The sequence below is a fragment of the Mycolicibacterium confluentis genome, assembly GCF_010729895.1.
Lineage (GTDB): Bacteria > Actinomycetota > Actinomycetes > Mycobacteriales > Mycobacteriaceae > Mycobacterium > Mycobacterium confluentis.
The window spans coordinates 981,289-1,003,365 of the sequence record NZ_AP022612.1 but is presented as its reverse complement, the minus strand read 5'-3'; the positions used below and the strand labels follow the sequence as shown (position 1 = coordinate 1,003,365).

General features: G+C 67.7%; 25 protein-coding genes. 12 read left to right on the top strand and 13 right to left on the bottom strand.

Features of this window, described 5'->3' with window-relative positions:
* The first annotated feature begins 86 nt into the window (after positions 1-86).
* Positions 87-932: an AIM24 family protein gene (locus G6N34_RS04760; protein WP_085156566.1), complete on the top strand. Its 846-nt coding sequence runs from the start codon at positions 87-89 to the stop codon at positions 930-932.
* Here the strand turns inward: G6N34_RS04760 and G6N34_RS04755 are convergent.
* Entirely contained in the window at positions 910-2,001 is a 1,092-nt protein-coding gene (locus G6N34_RS04755; RefSeq protein WP_234813102.1) for an adenylate/guanylate cyclase domain-containing protein, read from the bottom strand. The genes G6N34_RS04760 and G6N34_RS04755 overlap by 23 nt on opposite strands.
* 61 nt (positions 2,002-2,062) lie before the next feature.
* On the opposite strand from G6N34_RS04755, the gene G6N34_RS04750 reads away from it, so the two are divergent.
* Complete coding sequence (locus tag G6N34_RS04750; RefSeq protein ID WP_407663207.1) at positions 2,063-2,563, top strand: DNA-deoxyinosine glycosylase; 501 nt, start codon at positions 2,063-2,065, stop codon at positions 2,561-2,563.
* Here G6N34_RS04750 and G6N34_RS28420 read toward each other — a convergent pair.
* The 4 genes from G6N34_RS28420 to G6N34_RS04730 all read right to left on the bottom strand — a co-directional run bounded on the left by G6N34_RS28420 (position 2,560) and on the right by G6N34_RS04730 (position 5,937).
* Complete coding sequence (locus G6N34_RS28420; RefSeq protein ID WP_085156557.1) at positions 2,560-2,820, bottom strand: ribosomal protein L7/L12; 261 nt, start codon at positions 2,818-2,820, stop codon at positions 2,560-2,562. The genes G6N34_RS04750 and G6N34_RS28420 overlap by 4 nt on opposite strands.
* 206 nt (positions 2,821-3,026) lie before the next feature.
* Positions 3,027-4,424, bottom strand: coding sequence for an amidase (locus G6N34_RS04740; protein WP_085156554.1), 1,398 nt, complete (start codon positions 4,422-4,424; stop codon positions 3,027-3,029).
* A gap of 34 nt (positions 4,425-4,458) precedes the next feature.
* Complete coding sequence (locus G6N34_RS04735; RefSeq protein ID WP_085156551.1) at positions 4,459-5,061, bottom strand: TetR family transcriptional regulator; 603 nt, start codon at positions 5,059-5,061, stop codon at positions 4,459-4,461.
* Between the two features lie 6 nt (positions 5,062-5,067).
* Positions 5,068-5,937 carry a lysophospholipid acyltransferase family protein gene (locus tag G6N34_RS04730; protein ID WP_085156548.1) on the bottom strand — a complete coding sequence of 290 codons (870 nt, stop codon included), beginning with the start codon at positions 5,935-5,937 and terminating at the stop codon, positions 5,068-5,070.
* Positions 5,938-6,080: 143 nt separating this feature from the next.
* Between G6N34_RS04730 and G6N34_RS04725 the strand changes: the two genes are divergently transcribed.
* Together G6N34_RS04725 and G6N34_RS04720 are read left to right on the top strand one after the other, a co-directional pair.
* The gene (locus G6N34_RS04725; RefSeq protein ID WP_085156546.1) at positions 6,081-6,500 is read left to right on the top strand and encodes an HIT family protein; all 420 of its coding nucleotides are present in this window, start codon (positions 6,081-6,083) and stop codon (positions 6,498-6,500) included.
* Positions 6,501-6,526: 26 nt separating this feature from the next.
* Complete coding sequence (locus G6N34_RS04720) at positions 6,527-6,967, top strand: nitroreductase family deazaflavin-dependent oxidoreductase (protein WP_234813101.1); 441 nt, start codon at positions 6,527-6,529, stop codon at positions 6,965-6,967.
* Between the two features lie 17 nt (positions 6,968-6,984).
* Here G6N34_RS04720 and G6N34_RS04715 read toward each other — a convergent pair whose 3' ends face one another.
* The 3 genes from G6N34_RS04715 to G6N34_RS04705 all read right to left on the bottom strand — a co-directional run bounded on the left by G6N34_RS04715 (position 6,985) and on the right by G6N34_RS04705 (position 8,768).
* Positions 6,985-7,254 carry a metal-sensitive transcriptional regulator gene (locus tag G6N34_RS04715; RefSeq protein WP_085156540.1) on the bottom strand — a complete coding sequence of 90 codons (270 nt, stop codon included), beginning with the start codon at positions 7,252-7,254 and terminating at the stop codon, positions 6,985-6,987.
* 63 nt (positions 7,255-7,317) lie between these two features.
* On the bottom strand, positions 7,318-8,193 hold the full coding sequence (locus tag G6N34_RS04710) for a sulfite exporter TauE/SafE family protein (protein ID WP_085156537.1): 876 nt from the start codon (positions 8,191-8,193) through the stop codon (positions 7,318-7,320).
* Positions 8,190-8,768, bottom strand: coding sequence for a rhodanese-like domain-containing protein (locus tag G6N34_RS04705; RefSeq protein ID WP_085156534.1), 579 nt, complete (start codon positions 8,766-8,768; stop codon positions 8,190-8,192). The genes G6N34_RS04710 and G6N34_RS04705 overlap by 4 nt, the downstream gene beginning before the upstream one ends.
* 200 nt (positions 8,769-8,968) lie before the next feature.
* Between G6N34_RS04705 and G6N34_RS04700 the strand changes: the two genes are divergently transcribed.
* Both G6N34_RS04700 and G6N34_RS04695 read left to right on the top strand, forming a co-directional pair.
* On the top strand, positions 8,969-10,348 hold the full coding sequence (locus G6N34_RS04700) for an MBL fold metallo-hydrolase (RefSeq protein WP_085156531.1): 1,380 nt from the start codon (positions 8,969-8,971) through the stop codon (positions 10,346-10,348).
* A gap of 21 nt (positions 10,349-10,369) precedes the next feature.
* On the top strand, positions 10,370-11,569 hold the full coding sequence (locus G6N34_RS04695) for an NAD(P)/FAD-dependent oxidoreductase (protein ID WP_085156528.1): 1,200 nt from the start codon (positions 10,370-10,372) through the stop codon (positions 11,567-11,569).
* 11 nt (positions 11,570-11,580) lie between these two features.
* On the opposite strand, the gene G6N34_RS04690 is transcribed toward G6N34_RS04695, so the two are convergent.
* Positions 11,581-12,630, bottom strand: coding sequence for an LLM class flavin-dependent oxidoreductase (locus tag G6N34_RS04690; RefSeq protein ID WP_085156525.1), 1,050 nt, complete (start codon positions 12,628-12,630; stop codon positions 11,581-11,583).
* An 88-nt stretch (positions 12,631-12,718) separates the two neighbouring features.
* The gene (locus tag G6N34_RS04685; protein WP_085156522.1) at positions 12,719-13,531 is read right to left on the bottom strand and encodes a uracil-DNA glycosylase; all 813 of its coding nucleotides are present in this window, start codon (positions 13,529-13,531) and stop codon (positions 12,719-12,721) included.
* An 83-nt stretch (positions 13,532-13,614) separates the two neighbouring features.
* Between G6N34_RS04685 and G6N34_RS04680 the strand changes: the two genes are divergently transcribed.
* Positions 13,615-14,841, top strand: a complete 1,227-nt coding sequence (locus G6N34_RS04680; RefSeq protein ID WP_085156519.1) for a multidrug efflux MFS transporter Tap — start codon at positions 13,615-13,617, stop codon at positions 14,839-14,841.
* Here the strand turns inward: G6N34_RS04680 and G6N34_RS04675 are convergent.
* Positions 14,804-15,451 (bottom strand): winged helix-turn-helix transcriptional regulator, encoded by a 648-nt coding sequence (locus G6N34_RS04675; protein ID WP_085156516.1) that lies wholly within the window; start codon positions 15,449-15,451, stop codon positions 14,804-14,806. The two genes, G6N34_RS04680 and G6N34_RS04675, sit on opposite strands and share 38 nt — an antisense overlap.
* A 75-nt stretch (positions 15,452-15,526) precedes the next feature.
* On the opposite strand from G6N34_RS04675, the gene G6N34_RS04670 reads away from it, so the two are divergent.
* The 3 genes from G6N34_RS04670 to G6N34_RS04660 are packed head-to-tail and all read left to right on the top strand — an operon-like array spanning position 15,527 to position 18,128.
* Positions 15,527-16,264: a maleylpyruvate isomerase family mycothiol-dependent enzyme gene (locus tag G6N34_RS04670; protein ID WP_085156513.1), complete on the top strand. Its 738-nt coding sequence runs from the start codon at positions 15,527-15,529 to the stop codon at positions 16,262-16,264.
* An 8-nt stretch (positions 16,265-16,272) separates the two neighbouring features.
* A complete protein-coding gene (locus tag G6N34_RS04665) occupies positions 16,273-16,734 on the top strand; it encodes a DUF3237 domain-containing protein (RefSeq protein ID WP_085156510.1) in 462 nt (153 codons plus the stop codon).
* A 26-nt stretch (positions 16,735-16,760) separates the two neighbouring features.
* Positions 16,761-18,128 carry an FAD-binding oxidoreductase gene (locus tag G6N34_RS04660; protein WP_085156508.1) on the top strand — a complete coding sequence of 456 codons (1,368 nt, stop codon included), beginning with the start codon at positions 16,761-16,763 and terminating at the stop codon, positions 18,126-18,128.
* Positions 18,129-18,153: 25 nt separating this feature from the next.
* Here the strand turns inward: G6N34_RS04660 and G6N34_RS04655 are convergent, their stop codons facing one another.
* Positions 18,154-19,290, bottom strand: coding sequence for a T6SS phospholipase effector Tle1-like catalytic domain-containing protein (locus G6N34_RS04655; protein WP_085156505.1), 1,137 nt, complete (start codon positions 19,288-19,290; stop codon positions 18,154-18,156).
* A gap of 196 nt (positions 19,291-19,486) precedes the next feature.
* Between G6N34_RS04655 and G6N34_RS04650 the strand changes: the two genes are divergently transcribed.
* Positions 19,487-20,725 (top strand): cytochrome P450, encoded by a 1,239-nt coding sequence (locus G6N34_RS04650; protein ID WP_085156502.1) that lies wholly within the window; start codon positions 19,487-19,489, stop codon positions 20,723-20,725.
* The gene (locus G6N34_RS04645) at positions 20,725-21,333 is read left to right on the top strand and encodes a TetR/AcrR family transcriptional regulator (RefSeq protein WP_085156499.1); all 609 of its coding nucleotides are present in this window, start codon (positions 20,725-20,727) and stop codon (positions 21,331-21,333) included. Before G6N34_RS04650 ends, G6N34_RS04645 begins: the two co-directional genes overlap by 1 nt.
* Here G6N34_RS04645 and G6N34_RS04640 read toward each other — a convergent pair.
* Complete coding sequence (locus tag G6N34_RS04640; RefSeq protein ID WP_085156496.1) at positions 21,318-22,043, bottom strand: siderophore-interacting protein; 726 nt, start codon at positions 22,041-22,043, stop codon at positions 21,318-21,320. The genes G6N34_RS04645 and G6N34_RS04640 overlap by 16 nt on opposite strands.
* Between the last annotated feature and the right edge of the window lie 34 nt (positions 22,044-22,077).

Sequence of the window (22,077 nt, the reverse complement as noted above, 5' to 3'; positions counted from 1 at the left end):
TGCGGGGCCACGTTGCAATCGGCAATGCCTGCCTACTGTGGGCCTAGGACAACGCAGACAACGCACGCGTCGAGGGAGGGCGACACATGACAGGGCAATGGCATCCCGATCCCGAGGGCCGATTCGAGCATCGCTGGTGGGACGGGCAGAACTGGACGGACCAGGTTTCACATCAGGGGCAAGTGCTGCAGGTGCCGATGGGAGCGCCGCCACCCGAACCGGCCCGCGCGCAGGCTCCCGCGGCGCCGGTCGGTGACGGCTTCAGCGGGATCACCGGCGACCTGGTCGACGGCCGGTACGGCGAGAAGGAGGCCAAACCGATCGGCAACCAGAACAACAAGCTCCTGCGCGTCCGACTCGGCGAACCGTTCATGGCCCGGCAGGGGTCGATGGTGGCCTATCAGGGCAACGTCGACTTCGCCTTTGAGGGCGGCGGCGCGTCGAAGTTCATCAAGAAGGCGTTCACCGGTGAGGGCCTGCCGCTCATGCGCTGCCAGGGGCAGGGCGATGTGTTCCTGGCCGACCGCTCGTTCGACGTGCACCTGTTGAATCTCAACAACTCTGGGCTCTCCATCAGCGGCAAGAACGTGCTGGCCTTCTCGTCGAGCCTCGACTGGAACATCGAACGAGTCAAGGGCGCCAGCATGGTCACCGGTGGACTGTTCAACACCACGCTGCGCGGCACCGGTTGGGTCGCGTTGACCACCGACGGACCGCCCGTGGTGCTCAACGCCGCCGAGGCGCCGACGTTCGCCGACACCAACGCCGTGGTGGCCTGGTCGGCGAATCTTCAGACGCAGTTGAAGACCAGCTTCAAAGCTGGCGCACTGATTGGTCGCGGGTCCGGCGAGGCCGTGCAGGTCGCCTTCCACGGCCAGGGTTTCGTCATCGTGCAACCGTCGGAGGGCATCACGCTGCCGACGGCGCAATAGGACCGCCGCGCCGGGCGCGGAACAACTTGGTCTCACCCTTGAAACCCTTGAGGTGCTTGGCACCCACGAAGGACCAGTCGAAACCAGTTGTGTCGCCGATCATTTCGCGTGCCGACTCGGCGACCAGCACCGATCCGGGCCGTGCGGCGCCCGTGACCCGGCTGGCTAGATTGACAGGGCTGCCGAACCAGTCGCCGGCGCGGCTGACGGCGTCGCCGAACGCCATACCGAGGCGCAGGCGTGGGAATTCGGCGTCGGCCTGGGCAGCGCCCGCCAGGTCCAGCAGCGCATCCAGCAGCGGTACGGGGTCGGGGCACACCAGCATCACCGCGTCGCCGATGGTCTTGACGAACCGCACCGGCGGGTGCGCGACATCGCGGGCCATCTCGCCGAGCCGGTTCGCCAGACGCTCGAGTTCCTCGGGCGGCGTCTCCTCCCCCAGCCGGGTAAAGCCCACGAGATCGGCGAAGGCGACCGCGATCTGACGTGCACCCGGCAGCGGTTCACCCACGGCGCGCTCGGAGGCCGTGATCGCCTCGGACTCCAGGGCGTGCCGCAACTGCAGCAGCAGCATGTCGGAGATCATGGGGGCCAGCAGCGGCGCGACCTCTCCGACCACCCGTTCGGAGGCCTGCGCGATCTCCAGTTCGGTGGCGCCTGCCTGCAGCACCGCCCCGAGCGCGGTGTAGCGCATGATCTCCGCGGCGTTGGACAGACCTTCGGCCAGCGTGCGCGTCGCGAACAGGATCTGGTCGGTGTCGAAGCCGAGCGCCAGGAACTTGGCGGTGTGGCCGATGACGTCGCCGTCGGCGCGCAGGTACACCTCGGCGTCGGGGTCGTCGACCGTCGGCAACCCGACCGCACGCTGCACCCGTTGGACGGTGTCCACATCCAGGCCGGTCTTCTCGGCGATCTGCCGGGTGGACACGTAGGTGCCGTCATCGCCGATCAGTCGGCGTGACGCCAGCAGCATGGGCGAGAAGGAGTTCTCGGCCTGCGCGGGGTCGATCCCCTTCTCCCGCAGCCATTCGATGAGCTCGGCGCGCTCGCCGGGGTTGTTGGCCTCCACATCGGTCAACGTACAGTGCGCACATGAGTGACTTGTGGCGTTCCAGCGGCGGTGAGCGCCGGTGACGATCCACAACTCGCCGCAGGTGCGCGGACTCCCGCCGATCGTCGGCGGCAGGCCGCGCATTCTCATTCTCGGCAATGCCCCGAGTGTGCTGTCGCTGGCCAAGCAGGAGTACTACGGCAACCCGCAGAACGCGTTCTGGCGGATCACGGGCGAACTGTTCGGGTTCGCCGCGGACGCGCCCTACGCCGAACGCACCGCGGCACTGATCTCCCGGGGCGTCGCCGTATGGGATGCACTGGCGCTGTGCCGTCGCCCCGGCAGCCTGGACTCGGCGGTCGAACGGGACAGCATGGTGGCCAACGACTTCCCGACCTTCTTCGCCGCACACCCCGACATTGAGCGGGTGTACTTCAACGGCGCGGCCGCCGAGGCCAACTTCCGTCGCCTCGCCACCGGGACGGCGCACCTGCATTACGCCAGGCTGCCGTCGACCAGTCCCGCGCACACCGTTGGTTTCTCCACGAAGTTGGCGGCCTGGCGGGTTATCGCCGACTAGAGGCGATCGACGATCTCCTTGGCCTCTTTGAGGCCCAGTCCCGTCTCATCGCGCAGAAGTTTGATGGCCGCGATCTTGTTGCCGCCCACGGCAAGGTGACGCACCATCTCGCTGACGCCTGGCTCGTCCACTGGCTGGGTGCGGATGGGCTGACCCGCCAGAAACGCCGCGCGCTCCAGTTCGGCGACGCGCCGTTCGAGCTCGGCGATCCGCCGCTCAAGATCCTCGTCACTACCCCCTGCGCCGAACAGTCCCATCTCGACATTCTGCGGGCTGCGGCGCTGAGATGCGGCTTATCCTCAACGAGAGGCATCTCGGGGGCGTGATGGTGCACAGGGGACGCTGGAGATCTGCCACGGGTGCGGCGCACAACCGCGCACAACCGCGCACAACCGCGCGATGGCGCGCGGTTCCGCGACACGTGCGGTACGTCATCTCGCGGCCGCCACCGCGATGCGTTGCGCTAGGACACCGACGGGCGCCGATGCGCCCATGGCCGATCCGCCTCGATCTCCGCGCTCAGCGACAACAACGTGGCCTCGTCAAAGGGTCTGCCCACCAACTGAATCGACAATGGCAGTCCTGAGCTGTCCAGCCCCCAGGGCACCACGGCGGCGGGTTGGCCGGTGGCGTTGAATGCGATCTGGAACGGCACCCGGGCGGCCACCAGCGACAGCGTCGAGACGGCGCCGAGCCTGCGGTACGCGCCGATCTTCGACGGCCCGGTGGCCGTTCCCGGCGTGATGACGACGTCGACGTCGTCGAAGATGGACAGCACCCGAGCGGAGAACTCCTGTTCAGCGGCACGGATTTTGGCGATCCGCGCATCGGAGAACATTCGGCCGATGCGGGCCACGCCCCGCGTTCGCGAGTCGAGGCGCTCCTGATGGGGCAGCACTCGGACATCGTCGTAGACGCCGCGGATGTAGCGCGGCAGCAGTTGGGTGAACATCGAAGTCGGTGGATAGTCGATGTCGCGTTCCACCACGTCGTGGCCGAGTTCGCGCAGCACCTGTCCGGCCTGATGCACCGCCGCGCGATGTCCGGGGCTCACACGCCCGGTCACTCCAGGCGGCAGCTTGGTGGTCAGAGCAATCCGCAGCCGGTTCGGGGGCCGCGACGCCGCACGCACGAATCCGCCCTCGGGTCCGGGCATCTGCTTGTCGCACGTGACGTCGAGGAACAGTGCGGCGTCCTCGACCGTGTGGGTCAGCGGGCCGTTGACCACCATGCCGTTCCACGCGTCGTCGTGCGGCGCCAGCGGCACCCGGCCGCGCTGCGGTTTGAGACCGAACAGCCCGCACCACGAGGCGGGAATCCGGATGGACCCCGCACCGTCGGAGCCCAGCGCCATGGGGGCCAGGCCCGCGGCCACCGCGGCGCCGCTGCCGCCGCTGCTGCCGCCGGGCGTGCGGGAGATGTCCCATGGGTTGTGCGTGGCACCGTAGGAGATGGTTTCGGTGAACGGCCAGATCATCATTTCGGGCACCGCGGTCTTACCGAGGATGATCGCGCCGGCCTCGCGGAGCAGGCGCACCACCTCAGCGTCCTTGGTGGGTGCAGGCCCGTGCGCGGTGCTGCCGTAGGTGGTGGGCGTACCTGCGACGTCGGAGTCGTCCTTGATGGCGATCGGCACACCGAGAAGCGGCAGGCGCTCCCCCGCGTCCAACCGCTCCTGCGCCTCGGCGGCGGCCCTGCGGGCCTGCTCGGCGAACACCACGCGATAGGACCGCAGTTCTGGGTCCAACCGGGCGATGCGATCCAGATACAGGTCAGTGAGCGCGGGCGCGGTGACCGCACCGGAGGCCAGCAGTCGGGCCTGTTCGGCGGCGCCGGCGAAGGCCAACTCGATGGAGTCCATGGCCGCAGCGTATCGACTCCGGTCCGGCGACCGGTCAGGACTCGAAGATGTGCCGCATGGTGGCGGCGGCCTGCAGCACAAACGGCATCGGACTGTCGCCGTCGGCCGGTTGCGCGGCCGCCCAGCGCGCCATGCCTGCACGAACCGTGGTCAGCACCAGAGCCGCCATCAGCACGGGAATTTCACCGTCCACGGGCAGCTCACATCGGCGCGCCACCAGTTCGGCGATCTCGCGTCCCCCGCGTTCGAATCCGGCCAGCATCGCGGCCTGCACGACGGGTGTGCTGGCGGCGATCTCGATCATCGCGGCGACGAGCGCTCGATCGGGCGCACCGGCCAGGTGAGTGGCCACCAGGGTGATCAGCTCGGTGCAGACGGTCGAATACGGCGCGGCACCCGCCGCGACGAACGCCTCGGCCACATCCTCGGGCAGTTCGGGTGGGCCCGCCGCGATCGCCGACTCCTTGTTGGGAAAGTAGTTGAAGAAGGTTCGCGGTGCGACGCCCGCCGCGGCACAGATCTCCTCCACGGTGACCTTGTCAAACCCCCGGGCCCGCACCAGATCGATGGCGGCGGCGCGCAGGTCGGCGGTGGTCTGCCTACGCCGACGCGCTCGCAGGTCGGGTTTGGCCGCCATCACGTTTCAGCCCTCCTGCGGTTGGGCCGCGCGCCGCCAGGCCAGCGGGTTCAGTTGACGGTACGGATCGTCGGCGCGGATGGCCTGCAGATCGTCGAGGAGCTTCTCCAGCGCGGCCTTGGTCTCGTTCCGCACCGAGGTCACCCACTCGGCGGACTCGGTGTCGGCTGGCTTGGTGGTCGAGATCGGTTCGCCGAACGCCAGGTACATCCGCTGCGGGCGAGGAATCAGGGTCGGACCCACGCCGCGAACGAGCGGCATCGCCTTGTCGGGCGGACCGCCGGGCACGACGGAATGGACTGCGTGAGTCATCTTGGCCCACAGACTGTCTCGGGTGGTCAGGCTCTGGTAGACATCGTCGCCGCCGACGAGTCCGACGGGCACGATCGGGTAGTCGCGAGCCACGGCCTCGCGGGCGAAGCCCTCGCGCTGCTTCCAGCGCAGGATGTACTCCTCGCCCTTGAACTTCGTGATCTCCTGCCCCCCACCGGGAAACACCAGGATGGTCTCGTCGTGGTCCATCAAATCCCGGACACTCTCGGGCGAACCGACCACTCCGCCGAAGGCCGCGATCAGATCGGTCATCGGCCCCTTGTGCATCCCGAAGGCACGGTCGGCAAGCACGCGCACCTCGGCGCCGATGGCGCGCCGCACGTAGTGCGGAATCAGAAACACCTCGGCAAGGGAGGTCGCAGTGTGGTTGCCCACCAACAGGAACCGTCCGTCAGCCGGCAGATTGTCCAGACCCGTGACGTACGGGCGCGCGATGTCGAGCGCGGAACGCATCGTGCCGTCGGCCACCGTCCATGCCTGCCGAATCCGCCGGACTCGTGGGGAGGGATCCAAGACTGCAGCCGCAACGGCCAAATCACTCATCAACTTCTCCTCGCGGATTTCAGGCGTCGCCCTCTGCGGTGCCGAACACTTCCGCGTACTGATCACAATTGTTGCACAATCTGCAAATAGTGCACATATGGCATGCGTCACTGGTGCCGCCGAGTCCCGCTACCGTGGCAGCTATGACTTGCGTGTTCTGCGACATCGTCGTCGGCGAGGCTCCGGCAGTCCGCATCCACGAAGACGACGACTACCTGGCGGTCCTCGACATCCGCCCCATCGTCCGGGGCCACACCCTGGTGATCCCGAAGCAGCACCACACCGATCTGACCGACACCCCCGCCGAGACCGTCGCGGGGATGACGATCCTGGGGCAGCGCATCGCACAGGCCGCGCGGGCCTCAGGACTGCATGCCGACGGCAATAACATCGTCATCAACGACGGCCGGGCCGCGTTCCAGACGGTGTTTCACATCCACCTGCACGTGGCGCCGCGCCACGACGGCGACAAGCTGTCATTCGCCAAAGGGCTTGTGGTGCGCCGAGACCCAGACCGGGAGGAGACGGCGCGCATTCTCCGGGAGGCGTTGGCGCGGTTATAGGGGCGCCGAGCGGGCACACTGGGCTCATGCCTTCATCAGCGATGCCGTCTTTACTGGTCACGTTCGTGCGCGTGCACGACACGCTGTACCAGCGCACCAGGGGTTGGATCGGTCACCGCATTCCGGGCGCGCCGTCGAATCTGATGCTGCACGCCGTGGGAGCCAAGTCCGGCCAACCGCGCACCACCACCCTGAGCTACGCCAATGACGGCAACGACTATCTGATCGTCGCGTCCAACGGCGGTACCAACCGAAATCCCGCCTGGTATCACAACATCAAGGCCCACCCGAACGTGGAGATCAACGTCGGGCCGCGACGGTTCCCGGTGACGGCCAGCATCATCGGTCCCGACGACCCGGACTACGCGCGCCTATGGGAGATCGTCAACGAGAACAACAGCGACCGGTACCGCGCCTATCAGGAGAAGACCACGCGAGCGATCTCGGTGATCAGGCTCAAGCCCTAGACATCAGCCCGCGGGTATCAGGCCAGCGCCAGGAAAAGTTTCTCCAACTCGGCCTCGGTCATCGGCGTGTCGCCGTCGGCGGTCTCACCGGTGAGGCATTCGCGCAGGCCGGTCGCGACGATCTTGAATCCGGCCTTGTCCAGCGCCCGCGACACCGCGGCCAACTGAGTCACGACATCCTTGCAGTCACGGCCCTGCTCGATCATGGAGATCACCCCGGCAAGCTGGCCCTGAGCACGTCGCAGTCTGTTGAGCACCGCGGCGATTGCGTCCTCGTCACCGACCATGGCATGTCTCCTTCCGATGAACCGTAAAGCGATGGTACCGGCGGGGGTATTCCCTCGCGACGTTCACGCGGCAGCACCGCCATACGGTGAACGGCACAAGACGCGTCGCAGCGGACAACGCGCGTAACGCGCGCAGGCGAGAGACACGAGCGCGGCCACCGCGATGAGCCCCGCCGCGGCGATTCCGACTGCGGGATAGACCTCCTGCGCCAGGATGAGCGCCGCCATCGCAAGGACGAACCACCCGAAGGCCTTTCGCAGCACGCCGGGGTCGACCTTCGCGGTCAGCCACGCGCCGACGAGGGCGCCCACCACGGCCGCGGCCGTCACGCCGAGCGCCAAGGGCCAGTCGATGCCGACGCTGAACAGATGCCCCGCCAGACCGGCGAAGGAGTTCATCGCGATGACGATCAGTGACGTCCCGACCGCGGCAGCCATCGGCAGCCCACCGAGCAGCGCCAGTGCGGGCACCACCAGGAATCCACCACCGGCGCCGATCATCCCGGTGACCACGCCGACCGCCAGACCCAATGCGATGACTTTCACCACCGGCAGGCGGTGCGCCGTCACATCCGCCGCCACCTCCTTTCGACCACGCAGCATGGGGACGGCGGTGGCCACCATCACGACCGCGAAGGCAATCAGCAGGACGGTGCCCGGAATGAACTGTGACAGCAGGCCGCCGCCGTAGGCGCCGACCATGCCGGCCGCCCCGAAGATCAGCCCAGTGCGCCACCGCACGCGGCCGGCCCGGGCGTGTGACACCGCGCCCACCGCGCTCGTGACGCCAACCACCAGAAGCGACGTCGCGATGGCCGGTGCGGCGTCCAAGCCCGCGACGTAGGCCAGGAGCGGGACCGTCAGGATCGAGCCCCCTCCGCCGAGCAGGCCCAGTGTGACGCCGACGAACACCGCCAGCCCGATGGTGAGCGCAGTCATGAGGGGTTGGATTCCAGGAGTCGAGACACCACGGTCTGGGCGTCGCACACATCGCCGCGGTTGTAGGGCAGTTTGGCCAGCAGCATGCCCATCGCGCAGCTGTTGGACAGCGCCGCGAAGGTCAGGCCGCCGCCGATCCCGGCGGCCACCCACTTGAGTTTGGGGACGGCGATACTGCCCAGGACGCTGGACAGCACGATCGAGCCGGCGACCAGGCGAACCTGCCGCTCGAGGTCCCAGCGCTGGGCGCCACGGTTGACCGTGAAGCCTCCAGCCTCCCAGGCGGCGATGCCGCCGTCGAGGATGTGGACGTTGGGCAACCCGGCGTCGCGCAACGCCTCCTCGGCCTGCGCGGCGCGCTGACCTGAGCGGCAGACCAGAACGACGTCCTCATCGAGATGCTTGACGATGTCGTCGCGGTGCTCGCGCAGCAGGTCAAGCGGGACGTTGTAGGCACCGGCGATGTGGGTGGCCTCGAACTCGCCGGGGGTGCGCACATCGAGCACTCGCGGCGGCGCCGCCGAGGCCAGCAGGTCACTCAGATGCTGAGAGTCGATGGTCGATGGTGCAGTCATATCGGTGGTCCTCGCTTACAGATGCGTTTCGTCAAGAAATACCGCTGGGGGTATGTTCAACTCCAGGATACACATACCCCCTGGGGTACATGCAAGACGGAATAGATATACCCCATAGGGTACTTGACATACCCATAGGGGTATAGGCAGTCTGGTTCCCAGAGGGGCCTGCCCCACCGCAGCGAATGAAAGGACCCGTCATGAAGTTCGTCCAGTACTACCTGGACTGTCTGTCCCATGCGTCGTATCTGATCGGCGACGAAAGCAGTGGGCGCGCAGTGGTTGTGGACCCCCAGCGTGATGTGGCCGAGTACCTGGCCGATGCGGAGAAGTTCGGGTTCGCGATCGAACTCGTGATCGAGACCCACTTCCACGCCGACTTCCTGTCGGGCCATCTGGAGCTGGCCAAAGCCACCGGCGCCAAGATCGTCTACTCCTCGGTCGCCGAGACCGAGTTCGAGTCGATGGGTGTCGCCGACGGCGAACGCTATTCCCTGGGTGAGGTGACGCTGGAATTCCGCCACACCCCCGGCCACACCCCGGAGTCGATGAGCATCGTGGTCTACGAGCACGCCAGCGACGAGGTCCCCTATGGCGTGTTGACCGGTGATGCGCTGTTCATCGGTGACGTCGGCCGCCCGGATCTGCTGGCATCGATCGGGTTCACCCGCGAGGAGTTGGCCGACAAACTCTATGACTCGCTGCACACCAAGCTCATGACGCTGCCCGACGCCACCCGCGTGTATCCGGCGCACGGCGCGGGATCAGCCTGCGGCAAGAACCTCTCGACGGACCTGTGGTCGACCATGGGTGAGCAGAAGACCACGAACTACGCGTTGCGTGCCCCCGACAAGGCCACCTTCATGGAGCTGGTCACCGAGGGTCAGCCGCCGGCCCCGAGTTATTTCGTCTACGACGCGATCCTCAACCGCAAGGATCGAGAACTGTTGGACGAGAACACGATGCCTCCGGCCATGAGCTGGGACGACGTCTCGGCGGCCCTGGCCGACGGCGCCGTCCTGGTCGACGGACGCAGCCCAGAGGAGTTCGCCACCGGCCATCTGCGCCAGGCGATCAACATCGGTCTCGAGGGCCGGTACGCCGAGTTCGCCGGATCAGTGCTGTCGCCGGATGTCGACATCGTGCTGTTCACCGAGCCGGGACAGGAGCTGGAGGGCAGGAATCGACTGGCCCGCATCGGTTTCGACCGCGTGATCGGATACTTAGACCGGCCGTTCGAGGAGATGTTGGCCCACTCCGACGACGTTCAGATGGCCTCTCGACTCACAGCACAGGCATTCGACCAACGCGCCGCAGAGTTGGCCGACCTGCAGATCGTCGATGTGCGCAATCCGGGCGAGGTCGCCGCAGGCACCATCCCGAACGCGACTGCGATCCCGGTTGGACAGCTGCCGGGGCGCCTTGCCGAACTGGATCCTTCGAGGCCGACCGTTGTGTACTGCGCCGGCGGCTACCGGTCCTCGGTCGCGGCAAGCCTCTTGCGGTCCAACGGTTTCTCCGATGTCAGCGACATCCTGGGCGGCTATGGCGCCTGGGCGGATTCACACCAGAACGCCTGAGCGGGCACAAGGAGAAGAACCGTGACCACTGGAAAACATCGGATCCTCGTCGTCGGCGGCGGAACGGCCGGCATCTCGGTCGCCGCCCGGCTGCTGCGCCGGGGCCACTCCGACGTCGCCGTCATCGAACCGTCCGCCACGCACTACTACCAACCGCTGTGGACGCTCGTCGGCGGCGGACGGGCCAAAGCGGCCACCAGTGCGCGCCCCGAGGCATCCGTGATGCCCAAGGGCGCCACATGGATCCGCAACGCCGCAGCCACGGTCGATCCCGACAACAACACCGTCACGTGTGTCGACGGCGCGACCTACGAGTACGACGCCCTGGTGGTGTGTCCGGGCATCCAGCTGGACTGGAACCGAACCGAGGGCCTGCAGGAGGCCCTCGGCAAGGACGGCGTGTCGTCGAACTATCGCTTCGACCTCGCCCCGCGCACCTGGGATTTCATCCGCAACGTGCGTTCGGGGACCGCGGTGTTCGCGATGCCGTCGGGCCCGATCAAGTGCGCCGGCGCACCGCAGAAGATCGCCTACCTGGCCGCCGACCACTGGCGTTCACAGGGCGTGCTGAAGGACATCGACGTGCACCTGGTGGTGCCCACGCCGCGTCTCTTCGGCATTCCGGCCATCGCGGACAGCCTCGAGAGCGTGGCTGCCGACTACGGCATCACGGTGCACGCAGGAGCCGAGGTGACGTCGATCGACGCGGCAGCCCACAAGGTCGCGGTGACGCCCGTCGGGACCGCCGGGTCCACCACGATGCTGCCCTACGACGTGCTGCACACCGCGCCCCGCCAGTCGGCGCCGGACTGGATCAAGGACAGTCCGCTTTCGACGGGTGACGCAAACGGTTACGTCGAGATCGACAAGCACACCCTGCAGCACGTCCGGTACCCCAACGTGTTCAGCCTGGGCGACGCCGGATCGACGCCGAACTCCAAGACCGGTGCGGCCATCCGCAAACAGGCGCCGGTGGTGGTGGCCAACGTCGAGGCGCACCTGGCCGGACAACCGCTGACGGCGTCGTACAACGGCTACGGATCGTGTCCGATCGTGACGTCGGGGCACTCGATGCTGCTGGCCGAGTTCGACTACGACCTGAACATCACACCGTCGATGCCGGTGTTGAACCCGGTCACGCCGCACCGCAGCTACTGGTACCTGAAGAAGTACGGTCTGCCGTTCATGTACTGGAACCTGATGCTGAAGGGCCTGGCCTAGAACAACTCGGCTTAGAACAGTTCCTTGGCCAGCAGTTCCAACGTGGTGGTGCGCGCAGGCGCGGTGGCGGGTTCGGTGCCGCGGCGCGCCGACCCGACCGGGTTGACCATCACCTCGTCGACACCGAACTTCTCGGCCAACTGGCGCAACTGGTCGGCGGCTTCGGCGGGCGCGCCGACGATGGACTTGGCCCGGCCGACGTCGACGATGGCCTGCTCCTGCGGGGTCAGCTTGGTGGCCTGCGCGTCCTCGACCAGATCGAGTGCGGTCAGGGGCTGGCCGGTCCGCAGGCGCGCCATCATGAGCAGGTTCGGCAGCAGGAGTTCCTCGGCCTCCTCGCGCGTGGGCGCCACGGAGGCGTTGACCGTCAGGAACGTCACGGGTTCACTCGCCAGATCGCTGGGCTGGAACTCCTCGCGGTAGATATCCAGCGCCTCGTCGGTGCCGTGCCCGGCGAAGTGGTGGGCGAACACGTACGGCAGGCCCTTGGCGGCGGCCAGGTGTGCGGAGTACATCGACGATCCCAGCAGCCAGATGCGCGGTTCACCGACCGCCTCGGGGGTGGCCTTGAGGACGTAGTCGGGGCGGCCCAGGCGCGCAGGCAGGTCGACCCGCACGCCGCGGGCGCTCATCATGGCCGCGATCTCGTCGAGGTACTGCGGGAACTTCTCGACGTCGGAATCGTCACGTCCCGCGGCACCACGCAGCAGCACTGACGTCACCGGGTCGCTGCCGGGCGCCCGGCCGAGGCCAAGGTCGATGCGGCCGGGTGCGGCGGCCTCGAGCAGTGCGAACTGCTCGGCAACCGCCAGAGGTGCGTGGTTGGGCAGCATGACACCACCCGAGCCCAGCCTGATGTGTTCGGTCTGCGCGGCCAGGTAGCCGATCAGCACGGGTGGGCTGGTGGCCGCGACGGCAGGCATGTTGTGATGCTCGGCAAGCCAGTACCGCGTGTAACCGAGCTGGTCGGCGGTCTGGGCGAGCTGCACCGTGGCGGCCAGAGCATCGGCGGTGGTCTGGTCAGTGCGCACCGGAACCAGATCGAGGACAGAAAGTCGCATAACGGCTTCAACGCTACGCGTGGCCGACAGCTTCCGTGATTTCGGCGCGCTTGCGTGCGCTGAGCGCGGGTTTGCGCGCCGAAATCGCTCAGATACCGGCACGTCGGCGCGCGTCGGCGAAGATCTCGTCGAGCATGGCCGGGGTCAGCCGGCCGGTGAACATGTTCTGCTGGCTGGGGTGGAAGCACCCGAGAAGCTGCTGTCCCGAGGGCAGGGTCACGACGGCGCCGTGCCCGAACTTCGGTCTGCGGCCTACGATCTGATCCGCGAGCAGGCCCAGCGCCACGTTCCAGGCGAATCCGCCGAGCGCGACGATGACCCGCACGTCGGGTGCGACCATCGTCCATTCCGCGCGCAGCCACGGTGCGCAGGTGTCGCGTTCGGCCGGGGTCGGCGCATTGTCCGGCGGTGCGCATCGCACCGGTGCGCTGATCCGAATCCGGTTGGCCCGCAGTCCGTCTCCCGCGTCGACGGACAACGGTTGGTTCACCAGTCCGGCGCGGTGCAGGGCCGCGAACAGCTGGTCCCCAGAACGGTCGCCGGTGAACATCCGGCCGGTCCGGTTGGCTCCGTGGGCCGCCGGCGCCAGACCGACGATGAACAGCCTCGGGCGCGCAGAACCCCACCCGGGGACTGGCCGGCCCCAGTACGGCTGATCGGCGAATGAGCGGCGTTTGACCAGCGCGACCTCCTCGCGCCAGGCGACCAGCCGCGGGCAGGCCCGGCACACGCTGACCTCGGCGTCGAGGTCGCGCAGACGGGCAGCCTCGGCAGCCAACCGCTCCACCTCGGCCGCGTCGCCGGCCACGGGTGTGACCGCGGTGGCCGGATCCCCGGGCCAACGGGTCCCGGGCGGGACGGGTGAGGCGAACCTGCGTCCGGTCCGGGGATGTGGCAACACCAGACCATCGTGCCCGAGCCGATGGGCGGCGCTGCGGGAATTCAGTGGCCCGTGGGCGTTCGGGCGACCTAAGATTGCCCGCGATGGTCAACAGCAGACGTGTTCCGCTGCTGCTGATCCTGTCGGCGACGCTGTTGGCCGGTGCGGGCAACGGCATCACGATCGTCGCCTTCCCCTGGTTGGTGCTCCAGCGCAACGGATCCGCGGTCGAGGCATCCCTGGTGGCGATGGCCGGGACACTGCCCCTGCTGGCCGCGACACTGCTGGCGGGGACCGCGGTCGACTATCTGGGACGGCGCGTGGTCTCGATGCTGGCCGATCTGCTCTCAGGCCTGTCGGTCATGGCGGTTCCGGTGATCGCACTCGTGTTCGGTGTCGAAGCCATCGATGTGGCAGTCCTCGCGGGGCTCGCGGCGCTGGGTTCGTTCTTCGATCCGGCCGGGATGACCGCGCGCGAGACCATGCTGCCCGAGGCCGCCGCCCGGGCCGGGTGGACCCTGGACCACGCGAACAGCGTGTACGAGGCCGTGTTCAACCTGGCCTACATCGTGGGCCCGGGCATCGGCGGCCTGCTGATCGCGACGCTGGGCGGCGTCAACACCATGTGGGTCACGGCCGGCGCGTTCGGCCTGTCGATCGTGGCGATCTCGGCGCTGCGTGTGGAGGGCGCGGGTCGCCCGGACCGCACCAAACTGCCCGACGGAGTGTGGTCGGGCATCGTCGAGGGCCTGCGTTTCGTGTGGAACAACAAGGTGCTGCGGACGCTGGCGTTCGTCGACCTGACCGTCACCGGCCTGTACATGCCGATGGAGTCGGTGCTGTTCCCGAAGTACTTCACCGACCGCGACGAACCGGCGCAGTTGGGCTGGGTCCTGATGGCCCTGGCGATGGGCGGCCTGGTCGGCGCCCTCAGTTACGCGGTGCTGTCCCGGCACCTCAAACGGCGGACGACGATGCTGATCGCTGTGCTGACCCTCGGCGTCGCGATGACGGTCATCGCCTTCCTGCCGCCGCTGCCGCTGATCCTGGCGCTGTGCGCGGTCGTCGGATTCGTCTACGGGCCGATCGCACCGATCTACAACTACGTGATGCAGACCCGCGCACCGGCGCACCTGCGTGGCCGAGTCGTAGGTGTGATGGGCTCGCTGGCCTACGCGGCGGGCCCACTCGGGCTGATCGTCGCCGGTCCGCTCGCCGACGCCGCCGGACTGCGGACGACGTTCCTGGCGCTGTCATTGCCGATGCTGGTCATCGGCCTGCTGGCCCTGGGGCTCAAGTCGCTGCGGGAGTTGGACCGAACACCCGACTGAGCTGGCTCAGGGCGGCCGGGTCCCCGTCGACGGTCAGTGTGCCGTCGGCACGAAGCTGCACTGCGCGCACGGGATCCATTGCGGCCATCAGGGTTTCAGCCTCGCCGGACAGCGTGACGTCGACGGGTGCCTCGTCTTCGCGATCGTCGATGCGGTGTTCGTCGATGTGCAAAGTCCGCGTGCCCTCGGGTGTCACCAGGCGCAGTGTGAGATTCACACCCTCCCGATCCCGACGGGCGAACGCGCGTACGGCCCGCCCCAGCCACTGCGGTCGCACGACGTCGCCGGGATCGCGAGAGTCCAGCAGCCGCCGGCCCCACCGCGCGTAGGCGTGCACGACGTCCTCGAGGTCTCGGCCCAGGTCGGTGAGTTCGTAGACGCGCCCCGTGGCGGGCTTCGGCAGTTCGCGCCGCTGGATGAGTCCGTGCGATTCCAGGTCGCGCAGACGGCCGGCCAGCATGTCGGTGGCGATGGGCGCGAGTGCGGAAAGCAGGTCGTTGTAGCGCTGTGGTCCGTCGAGCAGTTCACGGACCACCAGCAGCGTCCACCGATCCCCCACGATGTCCAGGCTCTTGGCCACCGCGCAGTACTGGGCATACGAGCGCACCATGCCGCCATCCTAGCCCAACTTGGTTTCTCCAATTTAATACTTGTTATTTCCAAGTGATGGTTTTAGCGTCGACGCATGGACACTCAGGCCGTCACCGCGATCGCGCTGATCCACCAGTTCGCCGACACCCTCGAGACCCTGGGTACACCTCAACTCCACGGCCCCACCCCCTGCTCGGAGTGGACCGTGCAGGACCTGGCCGCCCACGTCGCGACCGGCCTGTTCACGGCCGCCGAAGCGTTCCACCGGGCCCGGTTCGGCTCCCTCAGCCCACCCTCGGAGGTCGCCGATTCGATCCCCGCCGACGCACTGTCGGACCGGATCCGGTTGGGCGCCGGCCACCTTCGTGACGCTCTGGAGCGCGGACCGCGAACCTGGCCCGACATCGGCCTGCGATTCGGCCGCTACCCCTTCGCGGCGGCACTGCAGTGTCTGATCATCGAGTACGGCGTGCACTGCAATGACCTGACCAGGGCCACCACCGACCCCGCCGCGCCACTGCCCCGCGCCGCCGTCGACGCACTGTTCGGGTTCGGTGCGCAGTACCTGCTGCTGCAGGCCGACCCCTTTGAAGCCCCAGAGGCCGCGCCCGTGGCGTTCACGCTGCGCGCGCCGTCGACCTCGATGACCGTCGCGTGGGACGGCGCACGCTGGCGCGAGGGCGAGCACCCGGATATCCCTGTCTGCACGATCGCCGGTTCCGACGACGACATCGCCCGATTGATGCTGCGCCGCCTGGACACCGACGAACTCGACCTCGACGACCCCCACGCGCTGGCGCGCGGGTTCACCGCCGCGATCCGTCCACTGTAGGAGCCGAAATGCACTGCACACCACCTGAACTGACACCGCTGGCCGACATCGCACTGTCGATCTCGGCCGTCCACCTTGACACCGCACCGCTGGGAACCAGGCTCACCTACGTGATCGCCAGCGGCCGGTGCGACGGGCCCGCACTCTCGGGTGAGTTCCTGGCCGGCGGCGGCGACTGGGTGCTGCTGGGCACCGACGGCGTCTCCCGACTCGACGTGCGCGCGACGCTGCGCACCGACGACGGTGCGCTCGTCCACGTCACCAACATCGGCCGCGTCCGCATGGACCCCGCGGCCGTCGACCGATTCCGCACCGGCGAACTGATCCACCACGACCAGATGTACGGCCGTTCGAGCCCCCTGTTCGAGACCGGCGACGAGCGCTACTCCTGGCTCAACGGCACCTACACCGTGGCGGTCAACGAGGTGTCGCTGACCGAGGTGAACTACCGGGTGTTCGCGGTCAGGTGATCCACACCCGACCGTAGGATCGAGGTGTGTCTTCGTCGACGATTGCCCTCCTGAGCTCACAACTGTCCGACGGGGTCGTCGTCACCGATCCGGACATCCTGGCCTCCTATCGGCAGGACCGGGCGGCCGATCCCGACGCAGGCACCCCGCTGGCGGTCGTGCGCCCCACCCGCACCGAAGAGGTGCAGACCGTGCTCCGCTGGGCCTCCGAACATCGGATCGCGGTGGTGCCGCGCGGCATGGGCACGGGACTGTCGGGCGGTGCGACCGCGGTCGACGGCGGGATCGTGCTGTCCACCGAGAAGATGCGCGACATCACGGTCGATCCGGTCACCCGCACCGCGGTGGTGCAACCCGGCCTGCTCAACGCCGAGGTCAAGAAGGCCGTCGCCGCGTACGGCCTGTGGTACCCGCCGGACCCGTCGTCGTTCGAGATCTGCAGCATCGGCGGCAACATCGCCACCAACGCCGGCGGACTGTGCTGCGTGAAGTACGGGGTCACCACCGACTACGTGCTGGGCCTGCAGGTTGTCCTGGCCGACGGCACCGCGGTGCACCTCGGCGGTCCGCGCCTCAAGGACGTCGCCGGCCTGAGCCTGACCAAACTGTTCGTCGGCAGCGAGGGCACGCTCGGCGTCATCACCGAGGTCACGCTGCGCCTGCTGCCGGCGCAGCACCCCGCCCACACCGTCGTCGCGACCTTCCCCGACGTCCGGGGCGCGACCGACGCGGTGCTCGCGATCACCGCGAAGATCCGGCCCTCGATGCTGGAGTTCATGGACAACGTGGCGATCAACGCCGTCGAGGACAAACTGCGCATGGGCCTGGACCGCTCGGCGGGCGCAATCATGGTCGCGGCCTCCGATGACCGCGGCGGTTCGGGCGCCGACGACGCGGAATTCATGGCGCAGGCCTTCCGCGACAACGGCGCCGCGGAGGTGTTCACGACCTCGGATCCCGAGGAGGGTGAGGCCTTCGTCGCGGCCCGGCGGTTCGCGATTCCCGCGGTCGAGGCCAAGGGATCACTGCTGCTCGAGGACGTCGGGGTGCCGCTGTCGGCGCTGCCCGACCTGGTCACCGGTATCGAGAAACTGGCCGCCGAACGCGATCTGATGATCTCGGTGATCGCCCACGCCGGGGACGGCAACACGCATCCACTCATCGTCTTTGACCCCGCCGATGCGGACATGGCCGAACGGGCGCAGCAGGCGTTCGGCGAGATCATGGACCTGGCCGTGCGCCTTGGCGGCACCATCACGGGCGAACACGGCGTCGGCCGGCTCAAAAAGCCCTGGCTGGCAGGGTATCTGGGGCCCGACGCCATGGCGCTCAACCGCAGGATCAAGGACGCGCTTGACCCCGCGGGCATCCTCAACCCCGGTGCGCTGATCTGACGTTCAGGGCTGATCCGCCCTCAGCTCATGCGTTCACGGGCTCAGGGGGCACCGCAGGCCGGTACGGGTCGTCGGTGCCGGCGGTCGCGGCGATCCGTTGGTACACAGAGGGATCCACCACATCGCCCGGCAGTATCTTGCGCGGCCGCCATCCACCCAGGAACCACCATGGCCATGTGCTGGGGTGGATCTTTCCCAGGCTGTAGTCGGCCGACAAAGGCTCCCCAAATGCGTTGCCCACCAAGCGTTTATAGGCGTCCTCGTCGATGAGGAGCCCCGCGGAATCTGCCTCGTGCACTATCCAGGAGAACGCGATGTCGGAGAGTCTGTGGTCCTCGAATTGACCACCGACATCACTGTGCGCCCCGGCGAACCAGCGTTCCTGAAACCGCTCGGGATGCTCGGCAACCAGCTGGGGGTCGAAGCGGTAGACCGGGTAAAAGCGGCGACGCTCGTCGATCGCCATAGCGTGGCGGGCGGTCCCGACGTTGACGATCCGCGCGGTGAACGGCCAGCGCGCCACCTGCAGACGCCCTCGAAGATCGAGCCAGCCCACACTCTTGACGGTGTCCCACACCCCGAGGAAGTGCACCTGGTGCCTGCTTGTGTCGAACGGGTGCGGAAAGTCAGGATTGCCGAACTGTTCGCGAAAATCAGCGCGCATCGCCCAGAACTTGCGTTCGGCCTCCTTGGCCTCGGGATCAGGCGGACCGTCGGGATTCGCGGTGGATTGCCGCGACGGTCCGCTGCGCGCATACAGTTTCAGCGCGTAGAGCGCCAGGTTCTCGCTGCCCGGGCGCAGCAGTCCGACGGTGCGCAGCATGCCCGTCAGCGCGCGGGCCGTGTAGGCACCCCGGGAGAACCCGAACACGAAGATCTGGTCACCTTCGCGGTAGTTCGCCGACAGCCACGAGTACGCCTGCTCGATGTCGTCGCGGATGCCGTATCCGCCGACCAGCCCCGCGACCTGGGTCGCGGCCTTGCCGGCAGCGGTGATCGCCGCGCGCGCCCCCATCGTGCCGACACCGGGGTCGTAGTAGACCAGCTGTTGATCATTTTTGATTGCCACCCGGTAGATTCGCGCGGCGTTGGTGGCGCCACGCTCGGGTTCATTGTTGGTGCCGTCGAGGCACAGCACGAGGTTTCGCGACGTGGTGGTCATGAGCCGATGATGGTTTTCCGGCCACACGTGCGCGTGCGTAGTGCACTACCCGAACGGGGCTCTAGGGACGAGAGGATGCGCGAGTGCAGCCAGGAGAGTCCGCATGACGCCCCGATCCGTCACGTCGCATCATCGACTTGCGCCCTCATCCGCCCAAGACATTGACACCACCGGAGAGATGTCGTATTCATAAGACATGACAGCTTCGGTGTCTCATTCGGCACGAGCGGAGTTCCACCTGGCCACCGCCGAGTCCTGGGCCGACCCGTGGCCAATGTACAAGGCCCTGCGCGATGACGATCCGGTGCACCACGTGACACCCCAGGACCGCGCCGACCACGACTACTACGTGCTGTCCCGCCACGCCGACATCTGGGCCGCGGCCCGCGACCACGGCACCTTCTCCTCCGCGCAGGGCCTGACAGTCAACTACGGTGAACTGGAAATGATTGGCCTGCAGGACAATCCGCCGATGGTCATGCAGGACCCGCCAGGGCACACCGAGTTCCGCAGGCTGGTGTCGCGCGGTTTCACTCCGCGTCAGGTGGAGGCCGTCGAACCCAAGGTCCGCGAGTTCGTCGTGGAGAGGATCGAGCGCCTTCGCGCCGAGGGCGGTGGCGACATCGTCGCCGACCTGTTCAAACCGTTGCCCTCGATGGTGGTGGCGCACTATCTCGGTGTGCCCGAGGAGGATCGGGCCCAGTTCGACGGGTGGACCGAGGCCATCGTCGCAGCCAACACCACCGAGGGCGGCGTGGCGGGCGCACTGGAGACCCTCGGTGACGCCCTGGCCGAGATGATGGGTTACTTCACCGCCCTGATCGAGCGCAGACGCACCACACCGGAAGACGACACGGTGTCGCACCTGGTGGCCGCGGGCATCGGGGCCGACGGCGACATCGCCGGCGTGCTGTCGATCCTGGCGTTCACGTTCACCATGGTCACCGGCGGCAACGACACCACCACCGGCATGCTCGGTGGCTCGGTGCAGTTGCTGCACCGCCGCCCCGATCAGCGTCGCCTGCTGGCCGAAAACCCCGATCTGATCCCGGATTCCGTCGACGAGTTCCTGCGTTTGACGTCCCCCGTGCAGGGATTGGCGCGCACCACTACCCGCGACGTCACCATCGCCGACACCACCATCCCGGAAGGACGCCGCGTGCTCCTGCTCTACGGTTCGGGCAACCACGACGAACGTCAGTACGGCCCCGACGCCGGCGAACTCGACGTCACACGCCGACCGCGCAACATCTTGACGTTCAGCCACGGCGCGCACCACTGCCTGGGCGCCGCGGCGGCCCGGATGCAGTCGCGGGTAGCGCTTCGTGAACTGCTCTCGCGCTGCCCGGATTTCGAGGTCGACGAGGACGCCGTCGTCTGGGCCGGCGGCAGTTACGTCCGTCGCCCGCTGTCCGTCCCGTTCACGGTGAAATGATGGCGGGCAACAACTGGCTGGCGTCGCGGCGCAGCGAGGTGGCCGCCGACCGTATCCTCGACGCCGCGGGCGAGCTGTTCGCCAAACGCCCCGCCGCGTCCGTCGGCATGCACGAGATCGCCACTGCCGCAGGCTGTTCGCGCGCCACGCTGTACCGGTACTTCGAGAACCGCGAGGCCCTGTACACCGCCTACGTGCATCGAGAGGCGTACGGCGTGCACCACGAGATGCTCGAACGCATCCGGGATGTCGAGGATCCGCGGGAGAAGCTCATCGAAGGCTTCCTGGCCTCGCTGCAACTGGTGCGCAGCAGTCCTGCGCTGCAGTCGTGGTTCTCGGCAGGCGATGCCCCGATCGGTGCCGAGATCGCCGAGTCGTCGCACGTGATCAAGGCCATGAGCGCGGCCTTCGTCGAATCGCTCGGCCCCGGTGATGATCCGGCCACCGTCGACCGCAAGTCGCGGTGGCTGGTGCGGGTGCTCACCTCACTGCTGATCTTCCCGGGTCACGACGAGGCCGACGAACGGTCGATGGTCGAGGAGTTCCTGCTGCCGATCGTCACCCCGTCGCCGCAGTCCGCTGACGAGATGAGTCAGGCGACCCAGTAGCCCTGGGCCTTGATCGCCCGGCGCGGAATCGCGTAGTCCTCACGGAAGACTCGCGCGACACCCCGCGTGGTGCGGTTGTCGCATGCGACCCAGCCGAAGTGGTCGGAGGCGTCGAACGCCGACTCTCGGACCGCCTCGACAAGACCCTTTCCGGCATCGGTGCGGTCCACCCAGATGACGTCGACCTCGCCCGCGCCGGTGTTGACCGGGAGGTCGCGATCGTCGTCGTGGGCCGCCTCGAGGAACACCCACGCCGGGGTGTCGCCGATCGCGGCGAGCAGCGAGTTGATCGCGGGCAGCGATGCGGTATCCCCGGCGATGAGGTATCCGGCGGGTGCGGGTTGCGGGAGTTCGAAGCTGCTGCCGAGCACCGTGACCTCGAGGGTGTCCCCCGGTTCGGCGCCGCGGGCCCAGTTGGTGGCGACGCCGTCGTGCAGTGCGAAATCGATGTCGACGGTGCCGGCTTCGGAGTCCGGGTTGACCAGTGTGTAACCGCGCTGGTGGGATCTGTCGCCGTCGGGGAACCACCCCCGGATCCACATCGTCGGATGGACCGCGCGCTCGGCCAGCAGGTTGCCGGCATCGAAGTGCAGTCGCAGGTAGTGCGGGCTGATCTCGGTACGCCCGGTCACGGTGAACTCGTAGTCACCGCCTCGCCACAGCTTGACCAGCGTTCCCGTCAGGCCGCGGGAGAGTGTGGAGTCAGTCATCTGGGACCCTTTCTACAACTTAGGTAAGGGTACC